General features: G+C 39.2%; 14 protein-coding genes and 1 pseudogene. 5 read left to right on the plus strand and 10 right to left on the minus strand.

Annotated elements, in window-relative coordinates; translation table 11 throughout:
* Positions 1-23: 23 nt before the first annotated feature.
* Complete coding sequence (panC, locus tag ABJD71_RS00560) at positions 24-872, plus strand: pantoate--beta-alanine ligase (protein ID WP_348162946.1); 849 nt, start codon at positions 24-26, stop codon at positions 870-872.
* A gap of 29 nt (positions 873-901) precedes the next feature.
* Here panC and panP read toward each other — a convergent pair whose 3' ends face one another.
* Positions 902-2,521 (minus strand): pyridoxal-dependent aspartate 1-decarboxylase PanP, encoded by a 1,620-nt coding sequence (gene panP, locus ABJD71_RS00565; protein WP_348162949.1) that lies wholly within the window; start codon positions 2,519-2,521, stop codon positions 902-904.
* A 277-nt stretch (positions 2,522-2,798) separates the two neighbouring features.
* On the opposite strand from panP, the gene ABJD71_RS00570 reads away from it, so the two are divergent.
* Positions 2,799-3,506: an EAL domain-containing protein gene (locus ABJD71_RS00570; protein WP_348162951.1), complete on the plus strand. Its 708-nt coding sequence runs from the start codon at positions 2,799-2,801 to the stop codon at positions 3,504-3,506.
* Between the two features lie 13 nt (positions 3,507-3,519).
* Here ABJD71_RS00570 and ABJD71_RS00575 read toward each other — a convergent pair whose 3' ends face one another.
* Genes ABJD71_RS00575 through ABJD71_RS00585 form a run of 3 tightly spaced genes read right to left on the minus strand, consistent with a single transcriptional unit; the run spans position 3,520 to position 5,946 of the window.
* On the minus strand, positions 3,520-4,191 hold the full coding sequence (locus ABJD71_RS00575) for an SAM-dependent methyltransferase (RefSeq protein WP_348162953.1): 672 nt from the start codon (positions 4,189-4,191) through the stop codon (positions 3,520-3,522).
* A 22-nt stretch (positions 4,192-4,213) separates the two neighbouring features.
* Complete coding sequence (locus ABJD71_RS00580; protein WP_348162955.1) at positions 4,214-4,984, minus strand: ABC transporter permease; 771 nt, start codon at positions 4,982-4,984, stop codon at positions 4,214-4,216.
* Positions 4,981-5,946, minus strand: a complete 966-nt coding sequence (locus ABJD71_RS00585; RefSeq protein WP_348162958.1) for an ABC transporter ATP-binding protein — start codon at positions 5,944-5,946, stop codon at positions 4,981-4,983. The genes ABJD71_RS00580 and ABJD71_RS00585 overlap by 4 nt, the downstream gene beginning before the upstream one ends.
* A gap of 336 nt (positions 5,947-6,282) precedes the next feature.
* Here ABJD71_RS00585 and ABJD71_RS00590 point away from each other — a divergent pair.
* A pseudogene (locus ABJD71_RS00590) lies at positions 6,283-6,595 on the plus strand (DUF3360 family protein); the annotation flags it as partial.
* Positions 6,596-6,683: 88 nt separating this feature from the next.
* On the opposite strand, the gene ABJD71_RS00595 reads toward ABJD71_RS00590, so the two are convergent.
* From ABJD71_RS00595 to pdsO, 5 genes are all read right to left on the minus strand, one after another.
* On the minus strand, positions 6,684-7,037 hold the full coding sequence (locus tag ABJD71_RS00595; protein WP_348162961.1) for a DUF1428 domain-containing protein: 354 nt from the start codon (positions 7,035-7,037) through the stop codon (positions 6,684-6,686).
* A gap of 187 nt (positions 7,038-7,224) precedes the next feature.
* Positions 7,225-7,644: a hypothetical protein gene (locus ABJD71_RS00600; RefSeq protein WP_348162964.1), complete on the minus strand. Its 420-nt coding sequence runs from the start codon at positions 7,642-7,644 to the stop codon at positions 7,225-7,227.
* Positions 7,645-7,813: 169 nt separating this feature from the next.
* On the minus strand, positions 7,814-8,443 hold the full coding sequence (locus ABJD71_RS00605; protein ID WP_348162967.1) for a class GN sortase: 630 nt from the start codon (positions 8,441-8,443) through the stop codon (positions 7,814-7,816).
* Positions 8,410-10,584, minus strand: a complete 2,175-nt coding sequence (locus ABJD71_RS00610) for a marine proteobacterial sortase target protein (protein WP_348162970.1) — start codon at positions 10,582-10,584, stop codon at positions 8,410-8,412. Before ABJD71_RS00610 ends, ABJD71_RS00605 begins: the two co-directional genes overlap by 34 nt.
* 11 nt (positions 10,585-10,595) lie before the next feature.
* Positions 10,596-11,327, minus strand: coding sequence for a sortase-associated OmpA-like protein PdsO (gene pdsO, locus ABJD71_RS00615; protein WP_348162973.1), 732 nt, complete (start codon positions 11,325-11,327; stop codon positions 10,596-10,598).
* Between the two features lie 191 nt (positions 11,328-11,518).
* On the opposite strand from pdsO, the gene pdsR reads away from it, so the two are divergent.
* Positions 11,519-12,211, plus strand: coding sequence for a proteobacterial dedicated sortase system response regulator (gene pdsR, locus ABJD71_RS00620; protein WP_348162976.1), 693 nt, complete (start codon positions 11,519-11,521; stop codon positions 12,209-12,211).
* A gap of 49 nt (positions 12,212-12,260) precedes the next feature.
* Entirely contained in the window at positions 12,261-14,414 is a 2,154-nt protein-coding gene (pdsS, locus tag ABJD71_RS00625) for a proteobacterial dedicated sortase system histidine kinase (protein ID WP_348162979.1), read from the plus strand.
* Positions 14,415-14,736: 322 nt separating this feature from the next.
* Here the strand turns inward: pdsS and yjjX are convergent, their stop codons facing one another.
* Positions 14,737-15,276, minus strand: coding sequence for an inosine/xanthosine triphosphatase (gene yjjX, locus ABJD71_RS00630; protein ID WP_348163490.1), 540 nt, complete (start codon positions 15,274-15,276; stop codon positions 14,737-14,739).
* Positions 15,277-15,392: the final 116 nt, after the last annotated feature.

Raw genomic sequence — 15,392 nt, forward strand, 5'->3', positions numbered from 1 at the left:
AGCTAGTAAGGTAAATTAAGTTTATGCGAGTTATAAATGATATCCCAGATCTCCGTGAAGTTAGGCGCACTTGGCAAAATAGCGGTAAAATTATCGCGTTTGTTCCCACCATGGGAAATTTGCACCAAGGTCATTTGAACCTAGTAAGAGAAGCTAAAAAGCATGCAGATATTGTTGTTGTTTCAATCTTCGTTAACCCCATGCAATTTGGACCTGATGAAGATTTAGAGGCTTATCCAAAAACGATTGAAAACGATAAACGTTTATTAGAAGAGTTAGCTGTTGAAGCCTTGTTTTTGCCTCAAGTTAGCGATATTTATGCAAGGGGCCTAGAACAACAAACCTTTGTTGAAGTCCCTGGTATTTCTTACATGATATGTGGAGCAAGTCGCCCTGGGCACTTTAGAGGCGTGGCCACTATAGTATGTAAACTCTTTAATATGGTACAACCCAATTTAGCTTTCTTTGGCGAGAAAGATTTTCAGCAACTACAGGTTATAAAGGCCATGGTGACTGATTTATCTATGAACTTAAAAGTGTTTGGTGTCCCGACTACTCGTGAAGACGATGGTTTAGCTATGAGTTCTAGAAATCAGTATTTAATCGATGAAGAGCGTAAGTTAGCGCCTACTTTATATGTAAAAATGCAGTCTATGGTAAAAGAAATCATGGGGGGGCGACGAGATTTCAACAGGCTTACCGACGAGTATAAAAGTCAGTTAGCCGAGCTAGGCTTTAGCCCTGATTATTTAGAAATTCGTAATGATGAGACTTTGCTACAACCTGGCCATGAAGATACCGACTTAGTATTATTAGCTGCGGCATTTTTAGGAAAAACAAGGTTAATCGATAATATACAGATTAAATTGTAGTGTTTACTAAGCATACAGAAGCGAGCAAATCAGCTCGCTTTTTTATGTTTATAACAAAGATCTTTCCATACCTTTGTGTTGGTCGCTATAGCTATTTGTTCATCCAAAATATTTTGTAAATCGGTTTCTGTCGTTAATGGATTCGCTAATACTACCCGAAAAACCGTAATTGCTTGATCTGGATACTTTTCTGTTTGTAGGCGAGTTCGAGATACGAATGATTTTCCGGCTTCCCTTTGTTGTTTCTGGACAGATACCGTTAATTTATCTAACTCCATATTAAGAGCATGACTAATTTGCGGTTGGGCTTTAGTTTTCTGTTGGACTTCTTCAGGGTTAACCCGGTAGGTTAGTAATGACAAAGTAGGGGAGGTTACCAGTTCAAAATCAGGGTGAGATTGGATCATTCTCGCAAAGGTTCTGGATTTATCAATACTCTGATTAATTAGCAGCTCATACCCTTTGCGGCCAAATATATGCAATGAGGCATAGACCATCATTGCCATGCCGTTGCGAGACCCTTCGATGGTAGTTGCTCCAAGGTCTTTTGAGCCAGCTCTTAAAATATATTGGGCATGGTGACGGACAGTATTGCTATCGTTAGGATCTTTAAATAACACCATACCTGCCCCCATGGGTACGTACATTTGTTTATGAGCATCTAATGTCACAGAATCGGCTCTAGAAATGCCTTTTAATAGTTGGCTATGTTCATTAGAAAATAATGTGGCACCGCCCCAAGCTGCATCTACATGAAAGTGACACCCTAGTTCTTCAGCAACGTCTGCCAATTCATTAAGTGGATCTATATGCCCAGTTTCAGTTGTGCCAGCAATACCGACTATGGCTAATACTTTATTCCCTGCTTGTTGATACTGACGACCAACTTCTAATGTTTTTTGGGGGCATAAACGTTGCGACGGTGAGTCGATAGTAAGCATTTGCTGTCTACCTAAGCCAAGAACATCAACAGCTTTTGAAAGAGAATAGTGCCCTCTTTTGGAAGAAATTATACCCATTTTCTTGTAGCCATGATGGATCATACCTGCAGCTAAACCGTCTTGTGCTACTCCTTTAAACTGTGTGGTTGCGGGCAGTGCTTTGTTTCGGGCTACCCATAGAGCGGTAATGTTAGCTAAGGTACCACCAGAGCAAAAAGCTCCGAGAGCGTGGTTTGCGCTGTGTAGGTAAGTGTTATAAAAATCATCCGATTGTTTGTAGACTAATTCATGCATCATGCCTAACACTTGACGTTCAAGGGGGGTGAAGGCTTTTGATGTCTCTATTTTCACCAGGTTTTGATTTAAACCCACCAAGAGCTTAGCTAAAGGTAAATGAAAATAAGGCAATGCTGATGTCATATGGCCTATAAATGAAGGCGAATAAGTATTAACAGAATTAGCTACAAGTTTATCAAGCAAGTCTTCCGCATGTTTTGAAACAAACTCTGGATCTTCTGGAACGCTACTTTTTGAAAAGTGCTTTTCGATTTGCTCCAGTGATTTCACTTTAGTCACAACGTGTTGAGATAAGAAATCTGATAAGTTATCCGAAAGATGTTGTTCAATTTGTGCAAGCTTAGAATCTTTGCCTTCAGGCATAGTAAATACCTTGTACAAATGATCTAAACTAACCTCAGCTCCACTCACGTTGTTACCTTATATGAAATCGGATGAGTCGCGAACTTTACATGAAATCGTCTTATAGACCAATAGGTATAGCTAAGAGTATTGGGGCTTGTAGCAAAATTTCATGCAAAAAAAGCATTCTGTATTGCTCTTAATGGTTTGAGTGAGGAATCGTTAATAAAAATGGGGGTAGTTTAATATTCAAAGGAAGTGTCTATAGTCGCATGTTTTGCTATGTTAACTTTGTAAACAAGTTGTTATATTAAATGACGATCACTTAAAATCATTAGTTACAAATATGCAAGTCACGGAAGTTACAGATAGTTTTAGTCTAGAAAGCGTCGTTCCCTTTTTTCAGCCAATCATAGATTTAGAGAATAATACTGTATGGAGTTATGAGTGTTTAGCGCGTTTAGTTAATCTGCATGACAACACTTACCTACCAAGTCAGTTTTTGTTCTTGGTAGAAAGGCACCACACTGTAGCCCAGCTAACAGAAACTATTTTTAAGCGAAGTGCTAGCTATTTTAGGGACATTAACATGGCATGGAATATTAATGTTAGTCTTTGTGATATGACAGACTCTGATATTATTCAGTTTTTCCGGTCTCAGTTAAGTGAATATCCCAACCCTAATAGGGTATCTATTGAAATTACCGCTCAAAATGCTCTATCTGAAGTAGAAAGCTTTCTGTCGTTTGCGCAAATGTGTGCTGAGTACGGTGTGAAAATTATCATCGACCATTTTGAATTGAGCAACGAGAATGTTCAAAAAATCCTCAAGCTTCCTGTGTCAGCGATTAAAGTGGCGGGCAGTTTATTCGAGTCTGATGACGGCAATTCAATTGTTGAACTTGAATTACTGATTAGTGCATCAAGGAAGAATGGCGTCATGCTTATTGCTGAACATATTGAACAGCAAGATACCCTTAAAAAAGTAAGAGAACTAGGTCTAAAATATGCGCAAGGCTTTTACTTTAGCCAGCCTAAAGCAGATGCCAATTAATTATGGGAAGTTATTAGGTGTAGATAGCAGGGAGGGTAGCGGTTACCTTCCAGGCATCTTGACCACTTTCCCAATACTTTCGTTCAAATGGGGTCATAGGAGTGATTTTTTCAACTTGAGTGATGTCACTTTGAATATTTGCGATATGTAGAGCATGTGCAAATTCTTCTATATACAACTTCCAATTACTTCTTACCTCGAATTTACCACCTAACTTTAGTATGTCTGCGAAAGTAGAAGAAGCATACCATCTGCGTTGTAAGTGAGCAGATTTAGGATATGGGTTTGGATATAAAAGGTAATGTTTATATAGCCTTTTATTTTCAAGAACAAGTAATCTTAAAAAGTCTTGTAAATCAGCTCGAACTACGAGGTAGTTGTCTGTCTCCACTGAGTATACGTGATGTTTTTGAGTCCGTAGTGCGGATTTATCAACACCTATTACCTTAGCCTCTGGGTGTGCTAAGGCAATATTGGCTGTGCTTTCTCCTACCCCACAACATGAGTCTAATATAAGATTGCCTTGCCAATCACCTAACCATACTAATACTTCTTGAAACGCATCTTTAGTGTGATCTGATAATGGTTTTTGGCTTGTAGAATTGAGATGGCGTCTTACCACCTTCTCAAGGTTTTGATGTACACCAACTTGGTTGGTGGTAATAGAGCGAGCTGAATTTTTCATATCAATTCTACTTAAATCGTCATTAACTACGGATACCTACGCCACGTTTAATCAAGCTATAAGCAAAGGCGAGTAGTGCGATATTAAATATCACTAATATACCCAAAGAGATGTATTGACTCATATCCGATACACCTAAAAAGCCGTATCTAAAGCCGTTCACCATATATACGATAGGGTTAATTTTACTTACCCATTGCCAAAATTCAGGTAATAAAGACAAAGAGTAAAATACACCGCCTAGGTAGGTGAGCGGCGTTAAAACAAAAGTAGGCACTATGCTGACATCATCAAAGGTATTAGCATAAATTCCGTTTATGAGTCCTGCGGTAGAAAATAGAACCGCGGTTAAAAACAAAGTCACTAAAATGAGTGTTAGACTGTGAACGTGTATATCAACGAATATGAGTGAGACTAAGGTCACAATAACTCCTACTAACATGCCTCGAGCCACACCGCCCCCCACGTAACCGGCAATAATAATCCAATTTGAAACAGGAGCGACTAGCAGTTCTTCAACATTACGCTGATATTTAGCACTATAAAAAGAAGATGACACATTCGCATAAGCATTGGTGATTACTGACATCATAATAAGGCCTGGTACGATGAACTCCATGTAGCTAAAGCCTCCCATATCGCCAATACGACTGCCAATCAAGTTACCAAAAATCACAAAATACAAAGACATTGTAATGGCTGGTGGTAATAATGTTTGGATCCAAATTCTCAAGAATCTTGTGCACTCTTTAATCCAAATTGTTCTTAGGGCCACCATACTTAATGAGTTCATGAGTGTGCTCCTGGATTAGATGCAGTATCTTGAGCGGTATTTTGTTTCTCTGCACGGCCAGACTCTACCAACCTTACAAATAGCTCTTCTAAGCGATTAGACTTATTGCGCATACTCAAGACTTCAATATCTTGATTCGTTAGCTGCTCGAAAACATTGTTCAAGCTGGTTTTTTTAGGTACGTCGACTTCGAGGGTATGTTCAGCTGTTAATCGGCTTTGAAACCCTTCTATAGTTAAAGAATTAATATTCTTAGACAAATCTAGTACAAAAGTTTCAATATTTAGGGTGGCAAGTAAAGCCTTCATACTGGTGTTTTGTACAATTTTACCTTTATCAATTATGGCAACATTACGACATAGCATTTCAGCTTCTTCTAGATAATGGGTAGTGAGAATAATTGTGACACCTTGCTCGTTAATTTCTTTTAAAAATGTCCACATGGAACGTCTTATTTCGATGTCTACACCCGCCGTTGGTTCATCTAGAATAAGCATTCTTGGTTCATGCATTAGGGCCCTTGCTATCATTAAGCGTCTTTTCATCCCTCCAGACAGCTGCCTTGAAGGTGAGTTGCGTTTTTCCCATAGATCTAGCTGCTTCAGATATTTTTCAGCCCTAGGTTTAGCAAGATGCCTAGGCACTCCATAGTAACCTGCTTGATTGATAAGTATTTGTGACAGTGTTTCAAATTGATTGAAGTTGAACTCTTGGGGTACTAGTCCAATACAAGATTTGGCTTGAACTGGCTGTGCAGATAAGGAGTATTCAAATACATCTACCTCGCCATCTGTTTTATTGACTAGAGAGCTAATAATACCGATGGTCGTAGATTTACCCGCACCATTTGGCCCAAGTAGTGCGAAAAAATCCCCTTGTTTTACTTCAAGGTTGATCCCTTGTAAGGCTTTTGTGCCGCCTTTATAAGTTTTGGTCAACCCTTTAATGCTAAGTGCGTTCATATAAACTGCCAGCTAATGTGTTAAATCGAATTGTATATTGAACTCTAGCGGCTAAAACTTGCTAAAAGAACGTGATAGAAGTGAGAGCTTGGTTTGCTCAGCGTTAATGATATTGCGTCTGTTTATACCATTTCAAGTTAAGATTGTGCTTATCTTAGTGCTAACACAAGTTAGTCCATCAGTTAGGTTGAATTGTGACTTAACTGTATAACTTTACCCACCCCGTTATTCTACCGTATACGACCTATTGCTTATATGCCGTTTATCGATAATTACCTACCCTGCGCCCCATACAGTCACATAGCTTCTGCTAAAAAACTATAGTTAAAGGTTCCCATGAAGAACATAAGTCAAATTGAAGCTGGCACTGATACATCCAATTTTACCGAGGCTGAGGCGGGTTACAGTAGTTACGAAGAGCTCCATAAACCTAGTTCTGAATTCAATAGTAAAGATGTATATCTAGAGCATGTATTGCCAAATCATGCAGCCAAAACGTTGGCGGCCAAACTTCCCCATAAAAGGTTATCGGTTTGAAACTGAAGACACTATTCCTGCCATGGCTGCTACTATTGGCAAAGTAGTTATGGTTGCTGCTATTGCTAAAACATTTGCTAGCACTTTAGGTTTAGGTGATGGCTTCTTTCTTACGATTCGGCTTTTATTACTGAGCAAGAAATAGCAATTGATGGTGGGTACACTATCAGAGGAGTAAGGCTTTGATTATTTGATATAGGTCAAACATCCAATATGGTATTGAAGCCTCCGTAAATAAGCCTTTTACCGTCGAATGGCATAGGGTTTTCATCTGGCTGCATGCGTGGATCTTCCATTACTTTTTGCCATCCTGAGTCACGAACTCCTTTTGATGGCCAAACTATCCAAGAAAAAACTATAGCTTCATCTGGTTGTTTTTTGACTGCCATTGGAAACGAGGTGACTTCACCATCGGGAACCTCATCTTCCCAATTTTCTACAATCTTGAGTGCACCATATTCTTTAAATACAACTGCTGCACTTTTAGCGTGCTCTATATATTTATCTTTGTTAATTTTAAGAACTGAGGCTATATACCCATCTACATAAGACATAAGAGTCTCCTTATTTTAACATTCTAAACTGAGAGTTTAGACCATAGCACAGAACACATAAAAGGCGTTTAAATAAGGTTGAAAATGGAATAGTTGGAAAGAGAATGAGGTAAAAAAACAACAAAAAAATTGCGTGCTTCTTTGTTGCTTTTTATAGACTAATTTACTTTGTTAAATACCAAGCGTACTAACAATCTTTTGAGTCTTCATCCATTTTTTCTTTTGCTGCGATACAGGCTTCTTTCATCTTTTCTGCGGCATCAGCTTTTAATTCAGAGGCTTTCTCTTTAGTAGTGTCCATAACTTCACTTGCTTTTTCAGCCGTTGCGTCATAGGCATCGCTGGCTTTTTCTTTGGCTGCATCATAAGTTTCAGATGCACTCTCTTTCACATCTTCTGCCATTTCTGTAGCGTCATCTACCAGTTCAGAGGTTTCAGCTTTAGTTTTTTCATATAAAGTCACCGATTTTTCTTTAGCTTCTTCCATGATGCCTTTTGCGTCTTCTTTAGCAATTTCAGTGGCTTCTTTTTGGCTTTCTGTACATGCACTTAAACTTATGCTTAGAGCAGTTAAGGCGATTGCTAGTGACGTTTTTGATAAATTCATTGTTGATTCCTTTTATTATTTTACTCAGCGGTTAGCCGCTTTACTTGCGTTATTAAATGTATAGCGAAATCCATTCCATATTTTTAACTGTTTGATATACAGCAAGTTTGTAGAATTAAACTGTTTATTGTTGCGCAATTCATGATTTCCTGTCTGTTATTTACTACAGTCAAATGGCTATGGCTCTAACTACATATCTATGGTTCGGGTCGGGTAATATACTATCAAAGGGGTAACAAGTAATTAGCGTTAAGCTTACTCCGTCAAGCGCTACACCGTTAATGGTTTCATCATTTTGCAAATATTCAACCTGTGATTCATGGGCAATTCGTAATTGTATAATCTGAAACCTTTGTTGCTTATGGCGAGTGCTAATGTCAATAATGTCGCCTTTCTGTAATGTTTTTAGACTGTTAAACTGGGTATCGCGATGACCCACAATTACGCTATTGCCACTTTGGCCTGGTTTTGGAGTCGCACTAACATGACTAGGTGCAAAGGCCAAATTACGCCCACTTGCTCCTGCTAGTACAAACCAAGTTTTATCCTTAATATGTAACTCAGCTATAGGGTGTGTGTCTGCCCATGGCCATGGTTTAACTTGCTCATTGAAATCAAGGCTTTTGTGCCACGCCCTAGCAATTAGTCGTTGTGCTAATTCTGCTTTAGCAAATATATAGATACCATTGGAAAATTGATAAGCCCCTAGGAGTAAAACCAATGTTATCCATTTATATTTATAGATAAATGAGGTGAGCCTTCGGCTTAAACTTTTCTTCTTGTAAGTAAGTGCATACATATTGCTAATCCTAGTATAAATAAACCCATAATCATTTTTAATTCTGCGGTTGTAGCAGTTTTGGGGAGGCTACCTACCATTGTTGCTGCTCTATTTTGTTTAGCTTTAGCTAAATAGTCAGCCTGCTTTTGTGTGTGGTGATGTTCCGTCATCGGCTTTGTAGACGTTACGTCTAAAGCTATCAAGCTGGTATATTGACTGACTATATGATGCTCGATAGCAGTCTTGGTGATCTGGGCTTGATATTCGCTTTGTAGGTCTGCTGAATGTGTTGGCTGCATTTGTGCTCGTCTTTTATCTTGGGAGAGTTGTTTTATTTTTTTTCTTGCCCATAACACATTGAGTCCAGCTTCTCTTGAGGTAACGGTTTTAGGTAATTGTTGTTGCCAATCTTGATCCCTGTAACGGCCAGTTAAGGTGGTTTTACCAAATGAGTCTTCAGTTTTTATTGAGGGGTGAGATACTTTATAACTTACAATTAATGGCTCCCCTAGATATAGGTCACTAATCTTCTTCGGGTATATTTCTATTTTCTGTTTTGAATTTTTAATAGATGAGCTTAGTAATAACTCTATATCTGTAAGGGTAGGGTGCTTTAACTTGGTAAGTAAGCCAGCCATTTTCTGTTGTACTTGGCTGGTAGAGCCAATATAGGTATAGGTACCTCTTCCCATTTCGGCAGCTTCACTCATAAAGTAAGTATTAGGAGCACTGCCGATACCCACTGTAAATAATCGAGAATAACCAATCTCACTTTTTATCAGCTGCATCAATGACTCTTCATTCCCTACACTGCCATCTGTTATAAATATGATTTGGCTCATACTTGATTCAGTTGTTTGATTTGCGCTAAGTGAGAAAGCCAAGTTAAGGGCTCTGTGTATTTCGGTGCCGCCGTTGGCTTTTAAGCTAGTTACAAAGTCAGCTGCTTGCTTTTTGGTTGTGGCTGTTACTTTTTTAGGGACTCGCCATAAATTTTGCGCTCTGCTATTAAACTCGATGAGATTAAAGCTATCTTGTTCGTTAAGTTGTTCAATGGCTAATAATAGAGCTTGTTTGGCCTGTAAGATTGACTCACCCTCCATCGACCCCGATGTATCTAATACAAAGATAACCTCCCTTGGCAAAGCCGAAACAAATTCTTTACTGTTAGGGGCATTAATCATAATTAGTCCATACTCATCTCCATTAATCTGCTGAGTCAAATGGGCAACCTTAGGATCCACCCCTAATTCTGGCTGCCAATGCAATACAAAGTCTCGATTTACTTGAGTATCGTTATTTAAGGTTATGTTATAGCTGCCATCAGGTAAGCGGCTTTGAGCTATGGAGTGGAACTCACTTTCGATATTATCTAGCTCAAAACCCGCCTGTAAATTAACTGATAACTGAATATTTTGGTCTGGACTGATATCAGTCATGGGTATTGCTGTATCAATGATTTCGTCTGAATTAGCTGGGGTATATCGAGGTGCCACTGTCATGGGGAAACGCAGACTATATTCTCGTTGTTGTAAATCTAAGGTTTGTTGATACTCGATACTGATTTCTATGGTTTCATTTGGTCCAATATTCGCAATTTGATTACTAAATATATTAGGGCGATGTTGTGCGACTAGACTCACTTTTTTGCCTTCGGATTTGGCTTGAGTAAACAATTTTTTTGCTTGTGACTTTTCTTGTATTTTCCCTTCGATTTTTCGGTCTCCAATTGTCATCATTAAATGATCAACTGCTGCATTTTCTGGTAAAGGAAATACATACATGCCGTTAACCCAATTCTCACTGGCATTTTTAAAGGACTGAGTGAGTTTAGTACGGGCGACAATGCCATTTACGTTTATTTCTACTTTTGTATTAAGCAACGGACTCATAGTTGTTTTGGGTATGTTTTTGTTTCCTTCAGCCCCTTGAATGAGCTCGTCTGTTATTAAATATAAAGTTCCGTTTTCTGTATCTTGATAGGTTGTGACAGCCTGATTAGACAGCACGGTTAAGTCTGCTAGTTGTGGTGCGTTTGAAGGTTGAGCGTCTACTAGTTTGGATTGCTCGCCTGTAAAAGCGGGCACTGCTTGTTGCAGCGCCCCTATGGCAATAACCACTAAACTAACAAGAGCAAGCTTAGGTAGTGATAGCATCATTGTGTCCTAAATTAATGGTCTAAATGAGTCGCAGCTGTGGCCATTTCTGGTTGCTCACTTGATACTTTCAACATTACCCTCCTGTCAAAAAAGTCCCCTTCATAGTTACTTTCTGCATTAACTAACAATGATTCACCATAAGAGTTAGTGATTACTTGCTTGTTTTTTACGCCTTTATCTTCAAGATAGTTTTTTACTGTTATGGTGCGTTGTTCTGACAATGCTTGGTTCAAGGTGCTGTCACCTCGCTGGTCGGCAAAGCCAGATAAGCTTATGCTCAACTTGGGGTTTTTTATTAGGGTGTTGGCAATTAAATCTAACTGAGATTGGTAGTGCTGTTCCAAGGCATATGATCCAGTTTTGAACTGAATGTTGCTTTCTATTTCAGAAATACTCTGTTCCAAGGCTTGATCCATTGCGGCGAGTTGTATCGTGGTACGCTCTTTGGTTTGTTGAAAATTTTGTTGCAAGGTGAGCAACTGTTGGTCTTTATCTGCTAATGACAATTCAGCCTGAAGTAGGCGTTTGTCCGAGTTAACATCTTCGGCAATCATGGCACCAAATACAGCTGCAACAAAGCCTCCTACAGGACCTGCTAAAACTGTTCCAATTATAGCGCCTGAGCTAACGCCTATTATTTCGTTGGTTTGTTCTTCTTTAGTGGCTGCTTGTGCAAATGTGCTACCCGACAATAAACAAGTAAAGGTGATGGCGGCTGTGATTTTTTTACTGATTAGTTTCATTGTTTTCTCCAAGAGTGTTGTTTGATTCCTCTCTAGTAAACAAAGTTTGTGTGGCCGGTTCAGGGAGACAAAATGGCAATGTTGAGGGCAATTGTGGCGAAAAAATGGAAATTGCATTGGCCTTGGTTATAAGGCCTCACCTAGTCAACTTTTTACGATATAGTGCAAATATATTATTACAGAGTGAAATCATGTCTAAACGTATTGCCCTAGTAGAAGATGACCTAGCCCTTAGAGAAAACTATATTGCAGCCCTAACGAAACAAGGCTACGAAGTGCAAGCCTATGGTAATAGAACTTTAGCAGAACAGGTATTCTTACAGCGTTTACCAGACTTAGCGATTATCGATATCGGTCTTGAAGATGAAATAGACGGAGGCTTTGCTGTGTGTCAACAATTGCGAAGCTTGTCTAAAACCTTACCCATTATTTTTTTTACCGCAAGAGATAACGATTACGACACCATTTGCGGTCTGCGTATGGGAGCTGATGATTACCTTACCAAAGATATTAGCCTGCCTCATTTGTTGGCCCGTATTGCTGCACTGTTTCGAAGAACTGAACTGTTAACCATGCCTCAACTCCCCAGTGATATTATTCAAACTGGGGATTTAACCGTAGACAGTAAACGTATGACGGTAAGCTGGAAAGGCCAAAGTATTGAATTAACAGTTACAGAATTTTGGATGTTACACGCCATTGCAAAGTATTCGGGTCATGTGAAAAGCCGTCAGCAGTTAATGGATGAGTCAAAAATGGTGGTAGACGACACCACTATTACTTCGCACATAAAGCGTATTCGTAAAAAGTTTGTACAACTAGATGATGAGTTTAGTTGCATTGAAACCGTATATGGCATGGGTTACAGATGGAAGAATAATTAGTCATGAATATAAAAACGATTGAATTTCAATCTGTTAAGGCTTTTAGGCAATGAGCCGAGTAAGGTTTGGGTTAAGAACTAAACTTCTATTTTTCTCCTCCTTTTTACTGACTATCCCCTGGTTGGGGTATCAATATGTATGGGAAATGGAAACCTATTTACGTATTGGACAAGAGCAAACTATGGTGGGTACAGCTCGAGCGGTTGCTACTGCGCTGCATGAGAGACCTGCTTTATTTGATAATCAGTCGGCTTACTTAAAAGATGTTAAACATGGTACAGATTTGTATGCCTATAAGATTGCTTACCCTATTCGGCTCGATGGCAGGCTAGATGATTGGCAAGATTATAAACAATTGACCATAGAATACGCCCAACAAAACTTAATTGACCAAGTTAGCGATTATGAGGCTAGTAGTTTGCACTTTCGGCATATGGTTGGACAGTATGACCGCTATCTCTACGCCATGTTTGATGTCACAGACAATACAGTCTTGTTGCGGCCCAAAAGTAGCTTGCGTGTCGACAAGAATGATCATTTACAAATTGCAATGACTGACTCCATAGGGGAGTTTCAACGGTATATTGTGGCGCCCTCAGAAGAGGGTTGGGTTAATGCTTATTTGCTAAAAGATGATTTAGAGTCTCTGCAACCCGAAAGGTTAGAGAGGCAAATTCAAGGACAGTGGCGCAACACGGATAATGGCTATCAGTTAGAGTTGCGGTTTCCATTAGCCATGATGTCGAGCAAGATAGCCTTTGCAATTGTTGATGTGGACAACCCAGTTACACGGGAAGTAGAGAACATAGTGGGAACTGCAAACACTTCAAAGGTCGACTCGTTAGGTACAGTTTTGGTGCCTTCTCCAGAAATTGAAAAAATATTAAAAGGTTTAAAATATTCGAACGCTAGGGTTTGGGTGGTAGATAAACACATGCGGGTACTTGCGCGTTCGGGTGATATAAGCAAAGCTCAAGGGGTAAAGACTGATGTAAAAACTGATGCATCACAAAGCTGGTGGAAATATATAGAGACTAACTGGTTATTGCCTTTGTACTATCAAATATTAACTAAGCCTCCTGCAGACTTTGTTGATGATTTGCGAGATGCTTATTCTTTGCGAGGGCAAGACATTATTGAAGCCTTAGCAGGTAAACCAAGTTCTTTATGGCGATTAAGTCCTGATAATAAAGCGGTAATTATGTCTGCTGCACATCCTATTTTTATCGACGATGCTGTAATGGGAGCTGTAGTTGTAGAACAAACCACCCATGGTATTCGAACCTTAAGAAATAACGCCTTAGAAAGACAATTTCATTATATTTTGCTCGTGATCCTCTTAAGTACCATAGCTTTATTTTCGATTGCTTCAAGATTGTCTTGGCGTATTCGTAAATTACGCAACGAAACTGAAGGCGCTATTGACCAACAAGGAAAGATAATTGGAGACATTGTGCCGTCTCATACTCGAGATGAAATAGGTGACTTATCTCGTACCTTCACAAGTGTGCTGAGTAAGCTGAGCCAATACAACTCATATTTAGAGAATATGGCTTCTCGATTGTCCCATGAGCTGCGTACCCCAGTGGCTATCGTTAATTCCTCTTTAGATAATTTATTGTTAGAGGAGCAAAGCAAAGATAACAAACAATATCTTGATAGGGCTAAACTAGGTATTACTCGGTTAAGTAAAATTTTGTCAAATATGAGTGAAGCCACTCGTTTAGAGCAAGCTATGCAAAGTAATGAACGAGAACAGTTTGAATTGGGTGAGTTATTGGAAGGCTGTGTGGCTGGGTATGAATTAGCTTATGCTAACCGGGTGTTTGACTTAAATATTTCTAAGACGGGAGTAACTGTTGCTGGGTCTCCTGAGTTGTTCGCACAAATGATGGACAAAATTATTGCCAATGCCGTGGAATTTAGTGAAATGGGATCGGTCATTACAGTGAGTTTAGATGATCAAAATCAAGGCTGTATTCTAAGCATTGCTAACCTAGGCTGTTTGTTACCAGAAAACATGCAAGATCAATTACTTGATTCTATGGTTTCCGTTCGTAAGAAACAAAACTCAACGCAAACTCATTTAGGGTTGGGGTTGTATGTCGCAAAAATTATTGCTGAATATCATAAAGGAATATTAGATATAAATAACAGTAAAGGAGACAAAGGGGTTGTTGTTAGCTTAGTGTTTAGTCGGTAACTCAGGGGGAAGCCAATGAGGTAAATTAAAAGCACCGAACTTAATCCTTAAACAGATGGACACTCAAAACAGGTCACTCAAAATACTATAGTAAAGGCTTACTAATATAATGGGCGTCAGACTGACGTCCTTACTGTTGCATTAAATATTTAGCCTTGTGATACTGCATCAAAAATGATTATGGGCGTCGCTACCACTTACCCTGCCGCTGACAACAATAGTAAAGTGATAGATATACTCCCTGGTAGAGATATTCTGAAGATGCGGGATCTAATATTAAACGAGACGGTCTAAAACCAGCAGTTTAATTCTTGGGTTATATTCATAAGTCTTGCTCTGTATATAAGCTTGGATTAATAAAGGGTGCCAATGCGAGTGTGGTAGCTAATGAATATACGCTTTCTCTAGTGGCAAGGTTTTTAGTTAATAGACCTATGGCTCCTTCTTTTTGTTTAACATTATCTGTCTTAAATAGGTTGTCCATCACAGGACCTAATTCATCGCCATTAAGTAGCGCTTTATATACGATTGGCGGTAGTGGTAAATTACTGCTGCGGCCTACAGAGCTTCGCTCGTGATTGGCAATAACGACATATGCAAATGTGGCAGGGCCGTATTCAAAGTTATCTACACCACCCTCAATTGCTACATAGAAGTCGGCTGTGCAATGTTTTTGACAATATTTGACCCTGTTAACCGCCCCTTTTAGAGTTTCATCACTCGTCATTGGTTGATCGGCAACATTCGACTCTGCTTTGATTCCAAAACAATCAATCGTTTGATTTGGCCATACCTCTGAGGTAGCCATTTTTACCGCATTTACTTTTATGGGGTTAGTAGAACCTATTGCAATTTTTATCATAGTTGTATGAATTTCCGTTGTGTTGGCTGCGAGGCTTTTAGAATCAAGCCTTTGGATATTGCAACATAAAATGTGTGATATTGTTACAAAAAATGGCTTCATTGAAACTTGCCTTG

Source organism: Paraglaciecola sp. (assembly GCF_039943935.1).
Classification (GTDB): Bacteria; Pseudomonadota; Gammaproteobacteria; order Enterobacterales; family Alteromonadaceae; genus Paraglaciecola.

Coding starts and splice junctions, on each gene's coding strand:
- panC (WP_348162946.1), top strand. CDS start 24: ATGCGAGTTATAAATGATATCCCAGATCTCCGTGAAGTTAGGCGCACT.
- ABJD71_RS00570 (WP_348162951.1), top strand. CDS start 2,799: ATGCAAGTCACGGAAGTTACAGATAGTTTTAGTCTAGAAAGCGTCGTT.
- ABJD71_RS00575 (WP_348162953.1), bottom strand. CDS start 4,191: ATGAAAAATTCAGCTCGCTCTATTACCACCAACCAAGTTGGTGTACAT.
- ABJD71_RS00580 (WP_348162955.1), bottom strand. CDS start 4,984: ATGAACTCATTAAGTATGGTGGCCCTAAGAACAATTTGGATTAAAGAG.
- ABJD71_RS00585 (WP_348162958.1), bottom strand. CDS start 5,946: ATGAACGCACTTAGCATTAAAGGGTTGACCAAAACTTATAAAGGCGGC.
- ABJD71_RS00595 (WP_348162961.1), bottom strand. CDS start 7,037: ATGTCTTATGTAGATGGGTATATAGCCTCAGTTCTTAAAATTAACAAA.
- ABJD71_RS00600 (WP_348162964.1), bottom strand. CDS start 7,644: ATGAATTTATCAAAAACGTCACTAGCAATCGCCTTAACTGCTCTAAGC.
- ABJD71_RS00605 (WP_348162967.1), bottom strand. CDS start 8,443: ATGTATGCACTTACTTACAAGAAGAAAAGTTTAAGCCGAAGGCTCACC.
- ABJD71_RS00610 (WP_348162970.1), bottom strand. CDS start 10,584: ATGATGCTATCACTACCTAAGCTTGCTCTTGTTAGTTTAGTGGTTATT.
- pdsO (WP_348162973.1), bottom strand. CDS start 11,327: ATGAAACTAATCAGTAAAAAAATCACAGCCGCCATCACCTTTACTTGT.
- pdsR (WP_348162976.1), top strand. CDS start 11,519: ATGTCTAAACGTATTGCCCTAGTAGAAGATGACCTAGCCCTTAGAGAA.
- pdsS (WP_348162979.1), top strand. CDS start 12,261: ATGAGCCGAGTAAGGTTTGGGTTAAGAACTAAACTTCTATTTTTCTCC.
- yjjX (WP_348163490.1), bottom strand. CDS start 15,276: ATGATAAAAATTGCAATAGGTTCTACTAACCCCATAAAAGTAAATGCG.